Annotated in this window: 17 protein-coding genes; 8 read left to right on the top strand and 9 right to left on the bottom strand. The window is 52.0% G+C overall.

Translation table 11 applies throughout. From position 1 onward, the window contains the following. The 4 genes from accA to tilS all read left to right on the top strand — a co-directional run bounded on the left by accA (position 1) and on the right by tilS (position 5009). Positions 1–960 (top strand): acetyl-CoA carboxylase carboxyl transferase subunit alpha, encoded by a 960-nt coding sequence (accA, locus tag FTE26_RS03495; RefSeq protein ID WP_000055741.1) that lies wholly within the window; start codon positions 1–3, stop codon positions 958–960. A 98-nt stretch (positions 961–1058) separates the two neighbouring features. Next, positions 1059–3200 (top strand): lysine decarboxylase LdcC, encoded by a 2142-nt coding sequence (gene ldcC, locus FTE26_RS03490; protein ID WP_001020973.1) that lies wholly within the window; start codon positions 1059–1061, stop codon positions 3198–3200. A gap of 56 nt (positions 3201–3256) precedes the next feature. After that, positions 3257–3646: a VOC family protein gene (locus FTE26_RS03485; RefSeq protein ID WP_000901098.1), complete on the top strand. Its 390-nt coding sequence runs from the start codon at positions 3257–3259 to the stop codon at positions 3644–3646. 64 nt (positions 3647–3710) lie between these two features. Next, entirely contained in the window at positions 3711–5009 is a 1299-nt protein-coding gene (gene tilS, locus FTE26_RS03480; RefSeq protein WP_000176577.1) for a tRNA lysidine(34) synthetase TilS, read from the top strand. 48 nt (positions 5010–5057) lie between these two features. Here tilS and rof read toward each other — a convergent pair whose 3' ends face one another. Further along, positions 5058–5318: a Rho-binding antiterminator gene (gene rof / locus FTE26_RS03475; RefSeq protein ID WP_000062312.1), complete on the bottom strand. Its 261-nt coding sequence runs from the start codon at positions 5316–5318 to the stop codon at positions 5058–5060. Continuing rightward, positions 5305–5505 carry a YaeP family protein gene (locus tag FTE26_RS03470; RefSeq protein ID WP_000417058.1) on the bottom strand — a complete coding sequence of 67 codons (201 nt, stop codon included), beginning with the start codon at positions 5503–5505 and terminating at the stop codon, positions 5305–5307. Before FTE26_RS03470 ends, rof begins: the two co-directional genes overlap by 14 nt. 165 nt (positions 5506–5670) lie before the next feature. Between FTE26_RS03470 and FTE26_RS03465 the strand changes: the two genes are divergently transcribed. The 3 genes from FTE26_RS03465 to nlpE are packed head-to-tail and all read left to right on the top strand — an operon-like array spanning position 5671 to position 7359. Continuing rightward, complete coding sequence (locus tag FTE26_RS03465) at positions 5671–6216, top strand: YaeQ family protein (protein ID WP_001185293.1); 546 nt, start codon at positions 5671–5673, stop codon at positions 6214–6216. Continuing rightward, positions 6213–6635: an alternative ribosome rescue aminoacyl-tRNA hydrolase ArfB gene (gene arfB, locus FTE26_RS03460; protein WP_000635545.1), complete on the top strand. Its 423-nt coding sequence runs from the start codon at positions 6213–6215 to the stop codon at positions 6633–6635. The genes FTE26_RS03465 and arfB overlap by 4 nt, the downstream gene beginning before the upstream one ends. Before the next feature lie 13 nt (positions 6636–6648). Next, on the top strand, positions 6649–7359 hold the full coding sequence (gene nlpE, locus FTE26_RS03455; RefSeq protein ID WP_000239152.1) for an envelope stress response activation lipoprotein NlpE: 711 nt from the start codon (positions 6649–6651) through the stop codon (positions 7357–7359). A 154-nt stretch (positions 7360–7513) separates the two neighbouring features. On the opposite strand, the gene FTE26_RS03450 is transcribed toward nlpE, so the two are convergent. The 7 genes from FTE26_RS03450 to metN all read right to left on the bottom strand — a co-directional run bounded on the left by FTE26_RS03450 (position 7514) and on the right by metN (position 13979). Further along, a complete protein-coding gene (locus FTE26_RS03450; RefSeq protein ID WP_001297208.1) occupies positions 7514–8338 on the bottom strand; it encodes a YaeF family permuted papain-like enzyme in 825 nt (274 codons plus the stop codon). A 53-nt stretch (positions 8339–8391) separates the two neighbouring features. Continuing rightward, positions 8392–10110, bottom strand: a complete 1719-nt coding sequence (gene proS / locus FTE26_RS03445; RefSeq protein WP_001260702.1) for a proline--tRNA ligase — start codon at positions 10108–10110, stop codon at positions 8392–8394. 110 nt (positions 10111–10220) lie between these two features. Continuing rightward, complete coding sequence (tsaA, locus tag FTE26_RS03440; protein ID WP_000094011.1) at positions 10221–10928, bottom strand: tRNA (N6-threonylcarbamoyladenosine(37)-N6)-methyltransferase TrmO; 708 nt, start codon at positions 10926–10928, stop codon at positions 10221–10223. Further along, on the bottom strand, positions 10925–11329 hold the full coding sequence (gene rcsF / locus FTE26_RS03435) for an Rcs stress response system protein RcsF (protein ID WP_001202329.1): 405 nt from the start codon (positions 11327–11329) through the stop codon (positions 10925–10927). The genes tsaA and rcsF overlap by 4 nt, the downstream gene beginning before the upstream one ends. Positions 11330–11446: 117 nt before the next feature. Continuing rightward, positions 11447–12262 carry a methionine ABC transporter substrate-binding lipoprotein MetQ gene (gene metQ, locus FTE26_RS03430; RefSeq protein WP_000874224.1) on the bottom strand — a complete coding sequence of 272 codons (816 nt, stop codon included), beginning with the start codon at positions 12260–12262 and terminating at the stop codon, positions 11447–11449. A 39-nt stretch (positions 12263–12301) separates the two neighbouring features. Next, a complete protein-coding gene (locus tag FTE26_RS03425; protein ID WP_001294600.1) occupies positions 12302–12955 on the bottom strand; it encodes a methionine ABC transporter permease MetI in 654 nt (217 codons plus the stop codon). Then, positions 12948–13979 carry a methionine ABC transporter ATP-binding protein MetN gene (gene metN / locus FTE26_RS03420; RefSeq protein WP_000593994.1) on the bottom strand — a complete coding sequence of 344 codons (1032 nt, stop codon included), beginning with the start codon at positions 13977–13979 and terminating at the stop codon, positions 12948–12950. The genes FTE26_RS03425 and metN overlap by 8 nt, the downstream gene beginning before the upstream one ends. 187 nt (positions 13980–14166) lie before the next feature. On the opposite strand from metN, the gene gmhB reads away from it, so the two are divergent. Next, a complete protein-coding gene (gmhB, locus tag FTE26_RS03415) occupies positions 14167–14742 on the top strand; it encodes a D-glycero-beta-D-manno-heptose 1,7-bisphosphate 7-phosphatase (protein ID WP_001140187.1) in 576 nt (191 codons plus the stop codon). The last annotated feature ends 254 nt before the right edge of the window (positions 14743–14996 follow it).

Here is a 14996-nt window from a genome sequence, read left to right as displayed (position 1 = left end):
ATGAGTCTGAATTTCCTTGATTTTGAACAGCCGATTGCAGAGCTGGAAGCGAAAATCGATTCTCTGACTGCGGTTAGCCGTCAGGATGAGAAACTGGATATTAACATCGATGAAGAAGTGCATCGTCTGCGTGAAAAAAGCGTAGAACTGACACGTAAAATCTTCGCCGATCTCGGTGCATGGCAGATTGCGCAACTGGCACGCCATCCACAGCGTCCTTATACCCTGGATTACGTTCGCCTGGCATTTGATGAATTTGACGAACTGGCTGGCGACCGCGCGTATGCAGACGATAAAGCTATCGTCGGTGGTATCGCCCGTCTTGACGGTCGTCCGGTGATGATCATTGGTCATCAAAAAGGTCGTGAAACCAAAGAAAAAATTCGCCGTAACTTTGGTATGCCAGCGCCAGAAGGTTACCGCAAAGCACTGCGTCTGATGCAAATGGCTGAACGCTTTAAGATGCCTATCATCACCTTTATCGACACCCCGGGGGCTTATCCTGGCGTGGGCGCAGAAGAGCGTGGTCAGTCTGAAGCCATTGCACGCAACCTGCGTGAAATGTCTCGCCTCGGCGTACCGGTAGTTTGTACGGTTATCGGTGAAGGTGGTTCTGGCGGTGCGCTGGCGATTGGCGTGGGCGATAAAGTGAATATGCTGCAATACAGCACCTATTCCGTTATCTCGCCGGAAGGTTGTGCGTCCATTCTGTGGAAGAGCGCCGACAAAGCGCCGCTGGCGGCTGAAGCGATGGGTATCATCGCTCCGCGTCTGAAAGAGCTGAAACTGATCGACTCCATCATCCCGGAACCGCTGGGCGGCGCTCACCGTAACCCGGAAGCGATGGCGGCATCGTTGAAAGCGCAACTGCTGGCGGATCTGGCCGATCTCGATGTGTTAAGCACTGAAGATTTAAAAAATCGTCGTTATCAGCGCCTGATGAGCTACGGTTACGCGTAATTCGCAAAAGTTCTGAAAAAGGGTCACTTCGGTGGCCCTTTTTTATCGCCACGGTTTGAGCAGGCTATGATTAAGGAAGGATTTTCCAGGAGGAACACATGAACATCATTGCCATTATGGGACCGCATGGCGTCTTTTATAAAGATGAGCCCATCAAAGAACTGGAGTCGGCGCTGGTGGCGCAAGGCTTTCAGATTATCTGGCCACAAAACAGCGTTGATTTGCTGAAATTTATCGAACATAACCCTCGAATTTGCGGCGTGATTTTTGACTGGGATGAGTACAGTCTCGATTTATGCAGCGATATCAATCAACTTAATGAATATCTCCCGCTTTATGCCTTCATCAACACCCACTCGACGATGGATGTCAGCGTGCAGGATATGCGGATGGCGCTCTGGTTTTTTGAATATGCGCTGGGGCAGGCGGAAGATATCGCCATTCGTATGCGTCAGTACACCGACGAATATCTTGATAACATTACACCGCCGTTCACGAAAGCCTTGTTTACCTACGTTAAAGAGCGGAAGTACACCTTTTGTACGCCGGGGCATATGGGCGGCACCGCATATCAAAAAAGCCCGGTTGGCTGCCTGTTTTATGATTTTTTCGGCGGGAATACCCTCAAGGCTGATGTCTCTATTTCGGTCACCGAGCTTGGTTCGTTGCTCGACCACACCGGGCCACACCTGGAAGCGGAAGAGTACATCGCGCGGACTTTTGGCGCGGAACAGAGTTATATCGTTACCAACGGAACATCGACGTCGAACAAAATTGTGGGTATGTACGCCGCGCCATCCGGCAGTACGCTGTTGATCGACCGCAATTGTCATAAATCGCTGGCGCATCTGTTGATGATGAACGATGTAGTGCCAGTCTGGCTGAAACCGACGCGTAATGCGTTGGGGATTCTTGGTGGGATCCCGCGCCGTGAATTTACTCGCGACAGCATCGAAGAGAAAGTCGCTGCCACCACGCAGGCACAATGGCCGGTTCATGCGGTGATTACCAACTCCACCTATGATGGCTTGCTCTACAACACCGACTGGATCAAACAGACGCTGGATGTCCCGTCGATCCACTTCGATTCCGCCTGGGTGCCGTACACCCATTTTCATCCGATCTACCAGGGGAAAAGTGGTATGAGCGGCGAGCGTGTTGCGGGAAAAGTGATCTTCGAAACGCAATCGACCCACAAAATGCTGGCGGCGTTATCGCAGGCTTCGCTGATCCACATTAAAGGCGAGTATGACGAAGAGGCGTTTAACGAAGCCTTTATGATGCATACCACCACCTCGCCCAGTTATCCCATTGTTGCTTCGGTTGAGACGGCGGCGGCGATGCTGCGTGGTAATCCGGGCAAACGGCTGATTAACCGTTCGGTGGAGCGGGCGCTGCATTTTCGCAAAGAGGTCCAGCGGTTGCGGGAAGAGTCTGACGGTTGGTTTTTCGATATCTGGCAACCGCCGCAGGTGGATGAAGCCGAATGCTGGCCCGTTGCGCCAGGCGAACAGTGGCACGGCTTTAACGATGCGGATGCCGATCATATGTTTCTCGATCCGGTTAAAGTCACTATTTTGACACCGGGGATGGACGAACAGGGCAATATGAGCGAGGAGGGGATCCCGGCAGCGCTGGTGGCAAAATTCCTCGACGAACGTGGGATCGTAGTAGAGAAAACCGGCCCTTATAACCTGCTGTTTCTCTTTAGTATTGGTATCGATAAAACCAAAGCAATGGGATTATTGCGTGGGTTGACGGAATTTAAACGCTCTTACGATCTCAACCTGCGGATCAAAAATATGCTACCCGATCTCTATGCTGAAGATCCCGATTTCTACCGCAATATGCGTATTCAGGATCTGGCGCAAGGGATCCATAAGCTGATTCGTAAACACGATCTTCCCGGTTTGATGTTGCGGGCATTCGATACTTTGCCGGAAATGATCATGACGCCACATCAGGCATGGCAGAGACAGATTAAAGGTGAAGTAGAAACCATTGCGCTGGAACAACTGGTCGGTAGAGTATCGGCAAATATGATCCTGCCTTATCCACCGGGCGTACCGCTGTTGATGCCAGGAGAAATGCTGACCAAAGAGAGCCGCACGGTACTCGATTTTCTACTGATGCTTTGTTCCGTAGGGCAACATTACCCCGGTTTTGAAACGGATATTCACGGCGCGAAACAGGACGAAGACGGCGTTTACCGCGTACGAGTCCTAAAAATGGCGGGATAACTTGCCAGAGCGGCTTCCGGGCGAGTAACGTGCTGTTAACAAATAAAGGAGACGTTATGCTGGGTTTAAAACAGGTTCACCATATTGCGATTATTGCGACGGATTATGCGGTGAGCAAAGCTTTCTACTGCGATATTCTTGGTTTCACGCTGCAAAGCGAAGTCTATCGCGAAGCGCGCGACTCGTGGAAAGGGGATTTGGCGCTTAATGGGCAATATGTGATTGAGCTTTTCTCTTTTCCGTTCCCGCCGGAGCGCCCCAGCCGACCGGAAGCTTGCGGCCTGCGTCATCTGGCTTTTAGCGTTGATGACATCGATGCGGCAGTGGCGCACCTTGAAAGCCATAACGTGAAGTGTGAAGCCATCCGTGTCGATCCATACACGCAAAAACGCTTCACCTTCTTTAACGATCCGGACGGGCTGCCGTTGGAACTGTATGAGCAGTAAGGCTTGTCATCGCCGCATTTGCCCGGTAACGTGCCGGGCATTGCTACTGTAAAATCGCACCATCATGACACTCACGCTCAATAGACAACTTCTCACCTCACGCCAGATTCTGGTGGCCTTTAGCGGCGGGCTTGACTCCACCGTTCTGCTGCATCAGTTGGTGCAGTGGCGGACGGAAAATCCGGGCGTCACTCTGCGCGCTATTCATGTGCATCACGGTTTAAGTGCCAATGCCGATGCCTGGGTTACGCATTGCGAAAACGTCTGCCAACAGTGGCAGGTGCCGCTGGTGGTCGAACGCGTACAACTTGCGCAAGAGGGGCTGGGGATTGAGGCCCAAGCGCGGCAGGCGCGTTATCAGGCATTTGCCCGTACCCTATTGCCCGGCGAAGTGCTGGTCACCGCGCAACATCTCGACGATCAATGTGAAACCTTTCTGCTGGCGCTAAAACGCGGTAGCGGCCCTGCCGGGCTTTCGGCTATGGGGGAAGTCTCGGAGTTTGCCGGAACACGGCTTATCCGCCCGTTGCTTGCCCGCACGCGGGGGGAACTGGCGCAGTGGGCATTGGCGCATGGTTTACGCTGGATTGAAGACGAAAGTAATCAGGACGACTCATACGATCGTAACTTTCTGCGCCTGCGCGTAGTGCCGTTATTGCAGCAGCGTTGGCCGCATTTTGCCGAAGCAACGGCCCGCAGCGCCGCACTTTGTGCTGAACAAGAGAGTCTGTTGGATGAACTGCTGGCGGATGATTTAGCACACTGCCAAACGTCGCAGGGGACGCTGCAGATTGCGCCAATGCTAGCGATGAGTGATGCCCGTCGCGCGGCGATTATCCGCCGCTGGCTGGCAGGGCAGAATGCACCGATGCCTTCCCGCGACGCGCTGGTGCGGATCTGGCAGGAAGTGGCGCTGGCGCGGGAAGATGCCTCCCCCTGTTTACGTTTTGGCGCGTTTGAAATACGGCGCTATCAGTCGCAACTGTGGTGGATTAACTCCGTCACTGGGCAAAGCGAAACCATTGTGCCGTGGCAGACGTGGCTACAACCGCTGGAATTACCGGCGGGGCTGGGAAGTGTACAGCTTACTGCGGGAGGTGATATTCGCCCTCCGCGTGCAGACGAAGCGGTCAGCGTGCGTTTCAAAGCGCCAGGATTGCTGCATATTGTCGGGCGTAACGGCGGACGTAAGCTAAAGAAAATCTGGCAAGAGCTGGGCGTGCCGCCGTGGCTACGTGACACCACGCCACTGCTGTTTTATGGCGAAACGCTGATTGCGGCGGCAGGGGTATTTGTGACGCAAGAAGGTGTGGCTGAAGGTGAGAATGGCGTAAGTTTTGTCTGGCAGAAAACGCTTAGTTAAGTGAAAGCCGGATAAGACGCATCAAACGTCGCATCCGGCGAAAGTCAATCAGGACTCGCTCACCACCACCGTACCGATTTCCGGGTGGCTAAAGCTGGTAATTTTATCCAGACGTAGCTCACGGGTTTCGCCAGCGGCCTCGACGACCAGATACTCCACATTTTTGCGGGAGACTAAATCGCTGGCTTTTGCCTGCAATTTTTCGCCATCTTTCAGCTCAAGTGTCAGCATTAAATGATGCTGGCAGGCGAGCTCAAGATTATCGTAATCATCACAATTGATTGGTTGATACGTATCATTCATTGACATAATCGCTCACCAGTAAGTTTGCCGCAGCGTATGCTGCTTTTTCCCTGACAGCCTCAGAAAGGGCGTCGTCGGCAGCCATTTCATTCAGCACTTTCAAAACGCAGCCCAGCGCGTCCGGAACGTATCCTAAGTCTCCGCTGGCGATTTCCGCGTACCGCTTGCGTATTAACTCACAATATTTTTCCACATGCCCTCCTGTCAGCACTCTGACTTAACCGTGGATGCAAGTCTAAGCCTACGAAGATAAACTCTGTTTCGCAAGGTGACTATACCACACTCATTTCTGCAATATCAGCGCCGCAACTGCACGTATTCCGTTACAATGGCCTCCTGATTCGAAAGGAGTTTTCTTATGGCGCTTAAAGCGACAATTTATAAAGCGACGGTTAATGTGGCCGATCTCGACCGCAACCAGTTTCTCGATGCCTCTCTGACGCTGGCGCGCCACCCTTCAGAAACCCAGGAGCGTATGATGCTGCGCTTGCTGGCGTGGCTGAAATATGCTGATGAACGTCTGCAATTTACCCGTGGTTTGTGTGCCGATGATGAGCCGGAAGCGTGGCTGCGTAACGATCACCTGGGCATTGATTTGTGGATTGAGCTGGGGCTGCCGGATGAGCGGCGGATTAAGAAAGCCTGCACCCAGGCCGCAGAAGTGGTGCTGTTTACCTATAATAGTCGGGCGGCGCAAATCTGGTGGCAGCAAAATCAGAGCAAATGTGTGCAGTTTGCCAATCTTTCCGTCTGGTATCTGGACGATGAACAACTGGCGAAAGTAAGCGCCTTTGCCGATCGTACCATGACGCTGCAGGCAACGATTCAGGATGGCGTGATCTGGTTATCGGACGATAAGAATAATCTGGAAGTTAACTTAACCGCCTGGCAACAACCTTCATGATTGTGATTTCCCGACATGTTGCTATTCCCGATGGTGAGCTTGAGATCACCGCCATTCGTGCGCAGGGCGCGGGCGGGCAGCATGTTAATAAGACCTCAACGGCCATTCATCTGCGTTTTGACATTCGGGCGTCCAGCCTGCCAGAGTATTACAAAGAGCGTCTACTCGCCGCCAGCCATCATTTGATCAGCAGTGATGGCGTGATTGTCATTAAGGCACAGGAATACCGCAGTCAGGAACTGAACCGCGAAGCCGCGCTAGCCCGGCTGGTGGCAGTGATTAAAGATTTAACAACAGAACAAAAAGCCCGACGACCCACGCGGCCCACCCGTGCATCGAAAGAGCGCAGGCTGGCATCGAAAGCACAAAAATCAAGCGTGAAGGCGATGCGCGGCAAAGTACGCAGCGGTCGGGAATAAAAAGAAGGAATAGATGGTGAAAAAAGCGATAGTGACAGCGATGGCTGTAATCAGCCTCTTTACTCTGATGGGATGTAATAATCGGGCCGAAGTTGATGCGCTTTCTCCGGCGCAGGCTGCCGAACTGAAACCGATGCCGCAAAGTTGGCGCGGCGTGCTGCCGTGTGCTGATTGCGAAGGAATCGAAACCTCTCTGTTCCTCGAAAAAGACGGAACATGGGTGATGAATGAGCGTTATCTCGGTGCTCGTGAAGAACCTTCCTCCTTCGCTTCCTACGGTACATGGGCGCGAACCGCTGACAAGCTGGTATTAACCGACAGCAAAGGTGAAAAGTCATATTATCGGGCGAAAGGCGATGCGCTGGAGATGCTCGATCGTGAAGGCAATCCGATTGAATCGCAGTTCAACTATACGCTGGAACCGGCACAATCCAGTTTACCTATGACGCCGATGACCCTGCGGGGCATGTATTTTTATATGGCTGATGCGGCGACCTTCACTGATTGCGCGACCGGAAAACGTTTCATGGTAGCGAATAACGCAGAGCTGGAGCGTGGCTACCTGGCTGCGCGCGGCCACAGTGAAAAACCGATGTTACTGTCAGTAGAAGGTCACTTTACGCTTGAAGCTAATCCGGATACCGGTGCGCCGACTAAAGTATTGGCACCCGATACGGCAGGGAAATTTTACCCAAACCAGGATTGCAGTAGTTTGGGGCAGTAAACCTGCTTAAGGCAGAAACAAACGCAAAATTGCCTGATGTGCTGCGCTTATCAGGCCTACAGCATATAATGCAAGATTTTGAATTAGCACGATTTTGTAGGCCGGATAAGGCGTTTACGCCGCATCCGGCATTTTGTGCACGAGGCTGGCTTTATCACTGAGTCAGCCCAACAAAGCGACCCGCCTTGATATAAATCCCAGGCTTCAGGTGCCCAACATACTGTAACTGCGTTTCTGGCTTAAACGCAGAGACATCACCAATACGCATATGCATCAGATCGGCAGGGCTAATCCAGCCCGATTGCGCCAGTGTAAGTGGATGCCCGGCTTTGGCAAAGGCATCCGTGACAAATTCCGAACAAAACCACGACTTTTTGTCTCCTTCGCCCACACTGCTTAACTGCGCTTTCGCCAGGCCGCTGACGCACTGTTGGCGAAAATCCTCGGAGAACGGATTCAGTGAGCACATCTGGCGAGTCACCATAAAGGGAATAAATTCGACAATGCCGCGATAGTTATAACCGCTATCTTTGATTTTATTGGCAAACGCGGTGATATCTGTGGCTTGTTGCGGGGTAAGATCCGGGACTCGTAAGACGAAAAGCTTATCACTATGCTTCATCGCTTTTTTAAGGGAAACAATCTGGACGCCAGCGCCTGTCGCTTCTGCAACGTTATTATCACCCAGAAAGATTGCAACGTGACTCACAGAGGAAGTGCTGAAGACGCGGATTCCAAATGAGGTTACCCCAAGGCTTGAGGAGAACAGCAAATCGCCGGGTTTGAGATCAGGTGCCGTTATTTCTTTTATTGATTGTTCGGTGAAAGAGCTTTGATGCTGGAATTTGACAGCCCATGTTTTTGCCTCGGCATCTACTGCTGTGGCTGATGGGTCTGGCTGGCTGATATCAACGGTACAAGCCGAAAGTAAAAGAAAGCTGGGGAGAAACAGGCGGCAGTACGCCTTTGGTTTATCCATTTTATACAATCCATGTAAAAAAAGGGCCCTGAAATTCAGGACCCTTTCTGGCATCAGCCTTTAATCTGTTTCACCAGATATTCGACGATGTCACCAGTCTTAATTAACTGTTTCTCGCCGTTGCGACGATATTTATATTCGATATCGTCGTTGTCGAGGTTACGGTCGCCCAGCACAATAGTGTGCGGAATACCGATCAGTTCCATATCAGCAAACATCACGCCCGGACGCTCTTTGCGGTCATCCAGCAGCACTTCGATACCTTGTGCACGCAGTTCGCTGTACAGTTTCTCAGCAAGCTCTTGTACGCGGAAGGATTTGTGCATGTTCATCGGCAGAATCGCCACCTGGAACGGCGCGATAGCGTCAGGCCATACGATGCCTCGTTCGTCGTAGTTCTGCTCAATCGCCGCAGCTACCACACGCGTTACCCCGATACCGTAGCAACCCATCGTCAGGATTTGGTTACGGCCATCTTCACCCTGTACGGAGGCTTTCAGTGCTTCGGAGTACTTGGTACCCAGCTGGAAGATGTGACCAACTTCGATACCACGTTTGATCAGCAGCGTACCCTGGCCATCCGGGCTTGGATCGCCAGCCACCACGTTACGGATATCTGCAACTTCCGGGGTAGCGACATCGCGATCCCAGTTGATGCCGAAGTAGTGTTTACCATCGATGTTAGCACCAGCAGCGAAATCACTCATCGCCGCAACGGTACGGTCAATCACCACCGGAATCGGCATGTTTACCGGACCCAGTGAACCCGGACCGGCTTTAACCACGGCACGAATTTCTTCTTCGGTCGCGAAAGTCAGCGGGCTTGCAACCTGCGGCAGTTTTTCTGCTTTAACTTCGTTCAGCTCGTGATCACCGCGCACCAGCAGCGCAACCAGCGGGAAGCTACTGCCTTCAACCGCTTTAACCAGCAGAGTCTTAACCGTTTTCTCAATCGGCAGATTGAACTGTTCAACCAGTTCCGCGATGGTTTTCGCGTTCGGCGTATCAACCAGCGTCATTTCCTGGGCAGCAGCAGCGCGCGGTTCTTTCGGCGCGATAGCTTCTGCCAGTTCAATGTTCGCTGCATAGTCAGAGGTGTCGGAGAAGACCACATCGTCTTCACCGCTCTGCGCCAGCACCTGGAATTCGTGAGAGGCGCTGCCGCCGATAGAACCGGTGTCGGCCTGTACGGCGCGGAAATCCAGCCCCATGCGGCTGAAGATTTTGCTGTAGGCCGCATACATTGCATCGTAGGTTTCCTGCAGGGATTCCTGAGAAGTATGGAAAGAGTAAGCATCTTTCATCAGGAATTCGCGGGAACGCATGACGCCGAAACGCGGACGCACTTCGTCGCGGAACTTGGTCTGGATCTGATAGAAGTTCAGCGGCAGCTGTTTGTAAGAGCTAAGCTCGTTACGAATCAGGTCAGTGATAACTTCTTCATGAGTTGGGCCGAGTACGAACGGACGCTCGCCACGGTCAACAAAACGCAGCAGTTCCGGACCGTACTGTTCCCAACGACCACTCTCTTGCCACAAATCGGCTGGCTGAACCACCGGCATCGACACCTCGATCGCACCGGCGTTGTTCATCTCTTCACGCACGATGTTTTCGACTTTTTTCAGAACGCGCACGCCGGTCGGCAGCCAGGTATATAACCCGGAGGCCAGCTTGCGGATCATCCCGGCGCGCAGCATCAGCTGATGGCTGATCACCTCGGCGTCGGCAGGTGTCTCCTTGAGAGTGGAGAGCAGGTATTGGCTAGTACGCATGTTGTTACGGTTCCAGTTGGAAGGTAGAACAGGCTCAAGGCGAGCCTGGGACAAAAAAAGTGATTTAGTTTACCAGTGCAAAAGAAATGTCAAAAGAGAAGGGCGTGAATTTAACGCGGTTCCAGCGCAAAGACTTCAAAACCTGCGTCGGTGACGCGCCAGCGAACGTTAAAATCATGTAGCCAGACGGCATAGGTTTTTCCCGTTTCCTCACCTTTACGATAGGCCGGGCGCGGGTCCTGCGCCAGTACTTCGCGGATAAACAGCGTTAACTGCGGATAACGCTTCTCCAGCGTCAAAAGCTGCTTTTCGACCTCTGCGGTAAAACTCACCGCCATCTCTGCCGCTGGCGCACTTTGCGCATAGCTGGCACTGGCATCGGGAAGCGATTCGGCAAAGGGGAGATACGGTTTGATATCCACTACCGGCGTACCATCGACCAGATCCAGACTGCCGAGCTTCAGAATCACGCTGTCTTTATGGCAAACAACCTCTTTCAGCTCTACCAGCGACATACCAATTGGGTTAGGGCGGAAAGTAGAGCGTGTTGCGAAAACCCCCATTCTGGCGTTACCGCCGAGGCGCGGTGGACGCACAGTCGGACGCCAGCCGCCTTCCATCGTTTGATGAAAGACGAAAAGGATCCATAAATGGCTGAATGCTTCCAGGCCGCGAACGGCGTCAGCCTGGTTGTAGGGAGCAATGAGATGTAGTTCGCCGTTGGCGCTTTTTACCAGACCTGGCTGGCGCGGAACGGCGAATTTTTCTTTATAGGGCGAGCGAATAACGCCTATTTGCTCGAACTGGAAACTGCTCATTTCGCCGTAATGTTAAGCGCAGAACCGATACATACAGCCTGACGATAGCAGCCTGGCGTACCGCTGGTGACTTCGCAGCTATGCAGTAATACCGCATTGGCCTTCATTTTCGAGGCGTTGATTTGCATCCGCTTACGTGCGGTTGGAATGCTCGGCGGAGAGTCCTGATTGGAGGCCTGGCAAGAATCGCCACTGACTTCACCGAGATCGCGGAACGGTTTGCCGACTAATTCTTCTGCATTGGTATAAATTCGGACCGGCGTGGCGCGCGGCGCTTTCGGTTTTGCAGGCTCCGCTTTCGGCTGGGGTGCAGTGCTTTGAACGGGTTCGACAGGGGATCTGCTTAACATGGAACAGCCGCTTAGCATGAGTGCTACTAAACAGATCGGTAAAGCACGCATAGTATTTCCTCAATGTATGATCAAAACGTCAATATTGAATCAGGAGCTTGTAAAAATGACAAGACGGGCAAGCGCCCGTCCTGAATGATATTACAAATTGTGGAAACAGCCTAAAAATTACCAGCCTTTAACAGCGCCGCCGTTAAACACTTTGTTTGCTGCTTCGTAAACTTCATCAGACTGATAAGCCTGGACGAATTTCTTCACGTTCTCGGCGTCTTTGTTATCTTCACGCGTTACGATCAGGTTTACGTACGGGGAGTCTTTATCTTCGACAAAGATACCGTCTTTCGCTGGAGTCAGGCCAATCTGGCTGGCATAGGTGGTATTGATAACTGCCAGAGCGATTTGCGCGTCGTCCAGAGATCGAGGCAGCTGCGGTGCTTCCAGCTCAACAATTTTCAGATTTTTTGGGTTCTCAACAACATCAAGAACGGTCGGCAGCAGGCCAACGCCATCTTTCAGTTTGATCAAGCCCACTTTTTGCAGCAGCAGCAGTGAACGACCAAGATTAGTTGGATCGTTTGGCACGGCAACCTGCGAACCATCCTGCAGTTCATCCAGTGATTTGATTTTCTTGGAGTAACCAGCAATCGGATAAACAAAAGTGTTGCCTACTGCGACCAGTTTGTAGCCACGATCTTTCAGTTGCTGATCAAGGTACGGTTTATGCTGGAAGGCGTTGGCGTCGATATCGCCTTTGCTCAATGCTTCGTTTGGCAGAACATAGTCGTTGAAGGTTACCAGCTCAACGTCCAGGCCATATTTGTCTTTCGCAACTTTCTGCGCGACTTCTGCTACCTGCTGTTCGGCACCAACAATCACGCCGACTTTAATGTGATTTGGATCTTTTTCATCCTGACCGCAGCCTACCAGTGCCAGTGATCCAATCAGGGCTCCCACTGCCGCAAAGGTTTTGAATTTGAACGCCATACCTTATTCCTTCTTCAATTATTTATGTTGTGTTGAACGTTACTTGCGAGTGACAGCCCGGACGATGCGGTCGCCTGCGAACTGAATTAAATAAACCAGAATGACCAGCAATACCAGTACCGTATTCATCACCGTCGCGTTATAGCCGATGTAGCCATACTGATAGCCAATCTGACCTAAACCACCGGCACCGACTGCACCACCCATCGCGGAATAACCGACCAGGGTAATCAGGGTGATAGTTGCCGCATTCACCAGACCCGGCAATGCTTCCGGTAACAGCACTTTACGGACGATCTGCATCGGCGTGGCACCCATTGCACGGGAAGCTTCAATTAACCCGGTTGGGATCTCCAGCAGAGCGTTCTCGACCATACGGGCAATAAACGGTGCTGCACCAACGGTTAACGGAACAATCGCTGCCTGCAAACCAATCGATGTACCGACAATAACGCGGGTAAACGGAATCATCCATACCAGCAAGATAATGAACGGGATGGAACGGAAAATGTTCACAATCGCAGAAACGGTACGATACAGCTTCGCGTTAGCAATAATTTGCCCCGGGCGCGTAACATAAAGCAGGACGCCGACCGGCAGACCAATCACAAAGCCAAAAAATCCGGATACGAAGGTCATTGCCAGCGTTTCCCATACGCCACGAACCAGCAACCACATCATCGGCTCAGACATAACCCAGTACCTCTACTTTTACATGGTGTTCCTGCAGCCAGGCAATGGCGGCTTGCGTATCTTGTTGTGTGCCGTGCATTTCAGTCAGCATGATGCCGAACTTAACGCCACCGGCGTAATCCATCTGCGCGCTAATAATGTTGTTGTTGACGTTGAAACGACGCGCGGTTTCAGAAAGCAGCGGGGCATCGACCGATTGACCGGTAAACTCCAGGCGCAACATCGGCACGCAGTCAGTAAATGGCTCCGCTTGCAGACGTTCCTGGTAATCTTCCGGGATATCCAGATGCAGGGTCGACTGAATAAACTTCTGCGCCAGCGGCGTTTTCGGATGCGAGAACACTTCACTTACCGTGTCCTGCTCGATCAGTTCGCCATTGCTGATGACCGCCACGCAATCACAAATACGCTTCACAACGTCCATTTCGTGGGTGATCAACAGAATCGTCAAACCCAGACGGCGGTTAATGTCTTTCAGCAGTTCGAGAATAGAACGTGTCGTTGCCGGGTCCAGCGCGCTGGTGGCTTCATCACACAGCAATACTTTGGGATTGCTGGCTAATGCACGGGCAATCGCCACACGTTGTTTCTGCCCACCGGAAAGATTCGACGGGTAGCTATCATGCTTATCGCCAAGACCAACCAATGACAGCAATTCCGTCACGCGACGTTTGATCTCGTCTTTCGGTGTGTTGTCCAGCTCCAGCGGCAGAGCCACGTTGCCAAAAACAGTACGCGAAGAGAGCAGGTTAAAATGCTGGAAAATCATACCAATCTGGCGGCGAGCTTTGGTCAACTCGGATTCTGACAGCGTGGTCAGTTCCTGGCCATCGACCAGCACGCTACCCTCGGTTGGGCGCTCCAGCAGGTTTACACAACGTATAAGCGTACTCTTACCCGCGCCTGAGGCACCGATAACGCCATAAATTTGTCCAGCTGGCACATGCAGGCTGACGTTGTTCAACGCCTGGATGGTGCGGGTGCCCTGGTGGAACACTTTGGTGATATTCGAAAGTTTTATCATTGATTATTTATTATCGTCATTAAGTTAGTCGTGGCATCTCGAATGCCTGAAACGGGCAACGCCGTCAATGAAATGGATGTTAAGGCATCCAGACGTCTAAATCAATCAGGTTTATGCGAAGAGCACTTTCTTGCAGGTCGAAACATGCGATACTAGCGTCCCATGCCTTATTAAGGAGCTATAAAAGGTGGCGAAGAGCGTACCCGCAATTTTTCTTGACCGTGATGGCACCATTAATGTCGATCACGGCTATGTCCATGAGATCGACAACTTTGAATTTATCGACGGTGTTATTGACGCCATGCGCGAGCTAAAAAAAATGGGCTTTGCGCTGGTGGTAGTAACCAACCAGTCTGGCATTGCTCGCGGTAAATTTACCGAAGCACAGTTTGAAACGCTGACCGAGTGGATGGACTGGTCGCTGGCGGACCGAGATGTCGATCTGGATGGTATCTATTATTGCCCGCATCATCCGCAGGGTAGTGTTGAAGAGTTTCGCCAGGTCTGCGATTGCCGCAAACCACATCCGGGGATGCTTTTGTCAGCACGCGATTATTTGCATATTGATATGGCCGCTTCTTATATGGTGGGCGATAAATTAGAAGATATGCAGGCAGCGGTTGCGGCGAACGTGGGAACAAAAGTGCTGGTGCGTACGGGTAAACCTATTACACCTGAAGCAGAAAACGCGGCAGATTGGGTGTTAAATAGCCTGGCAGACCTGCCGCAAGCGATAAAAAAGCAGCAAAAACCGGCGCAATGATTAAAAGATGAGCGGTTGAAATAAAAATGCATTTTTCCGCTTGTCTTCCTGAGCCGACTCCCTATAATGCGCCTCCATCGACACGGCGGATGTGAATCACTTCACACAAACAGCCGGTTCGGTTGAAGAGAAAAAATCCTGAAATTCAGGGTTGACTCTGAAAGAGGAATGCGTAATATACGCCACCTCGCGACAGTGAGCTGAAAGCTGCGTCGCAACTGCTCTTTAACAATTTATCAGACAATCTGTGTGGG

This window comes from Escherichia sp. S10b, assembly GCF_028421345.1.
Taxonomy (GTDB): Bacteria; Pseudomonadota; Gammaproteobacteria; order Enterobacterales; family Enterobacteriaceae; genus ECMA0423.
Note: the sequence above shows the minus strand (reverse complement) of the source record. Positions and strands in the feature narration are given on the sequence as shown.

Bases quoted from the DNA above. Each gene is read 5' to 3' on its own strand.
- metQ (WP_000874224.1), bottom strand. From the start codon at position 12,262: ATGGCGTTCAAATTCAAAACCTTTGCGGCAGTGGGAGCCCTGATTGGA.
- arfB (WP_000635545.1), top strand. From the start codon at position 6,213: ATGATTGTGATTTCCCGACATGTTGCTATTCCCGATGGTGAGCTTGAG.
- proS (WP_001260702.1), bottom strand. From the start codon at position 10,110: ATGCGTACTAGCCAATACCTGCTCTCCACTCTCAAGGAGACACCTGCC.
- rof (WP_000062312.1), bottom strand. From the start codon at position 5,318: ATGTCAATGAATGATACGTATCAACCAATCAATTGTGATGATTACGAT.
- tilS (WP_000176577.1), top strand. From the start codon at position 3,711: ATGACACTCACGCTCAATAGACAACTTCTCACCTCACGCCAGATTCTG.
- FTE26_RS03485 (WP_000901098.1), top strand. From the start codon at position 3,257: ATGCTGGGTTTAAAACAGGTTCACCATATTGCGATTATTGCGACGGAT.
- nlpE (WP_000239152.1), top strand. From the start codon at position 6,649: ATGGTGAAAAAAGCGATAGTGACAGCGATGGCTGTAATCAGCCTCTTT.
- ldcC (WP_001020973.1), top strand. From the start codon at position 1,059: ATGAACATCATTGCCATTATGGGACCGCATGGCGTCTTTTATAAAGAT.
- rcsF (WP_001202329.1), bottom strand. From the start codon at position 11,329: ATGCGTGCTTTACCGATCTGTTTAGTAGCACTCATGCTAAGCGGCTGT.
- FTE26_RS03425 (WP_001294600.1), bottom strand. From the start codon at position 12,955: ATGTCTGAGCCGATGATGTGGTTGCTGGTTCGTGGCGTATGGGAAACG.
- accA (WP_000055741.1), top strand. From the start codon at position 1: ATGAGTCTGAATTTCCTTGATTTTGAACAGCCGATTGCAGAGCTGGAA.
- metN (WP_000593994.1), bottom strand. From the start codon at position 13,979: ATGATAAAACTTTCGAATATCACCAAAGTGTTCCACCAGGGCACCCGC.
- tsaA (WP_000094011.1), bottom strand. From the start codon at position 10,928: ATGAGCAGTTTCCAGTTCGAGCAAATAGGCGTTATTCGCTCGCCCTAT.
- FTE26_RS03450 (WP_001297208.1), bottom strand. From the start codon at position 8,338: ATGGATAAACCAAAGGCGTACTGCCGCCTGTTTCTCCCCAGCTTTCTT.
- FTE26_RS03465 (WP_001185293.1), top strand. From the start codon at position 5,671: ATGGCGCTTAAAGCGACAATTTATAAAGCGACGGTTAATGTGGCCGAT.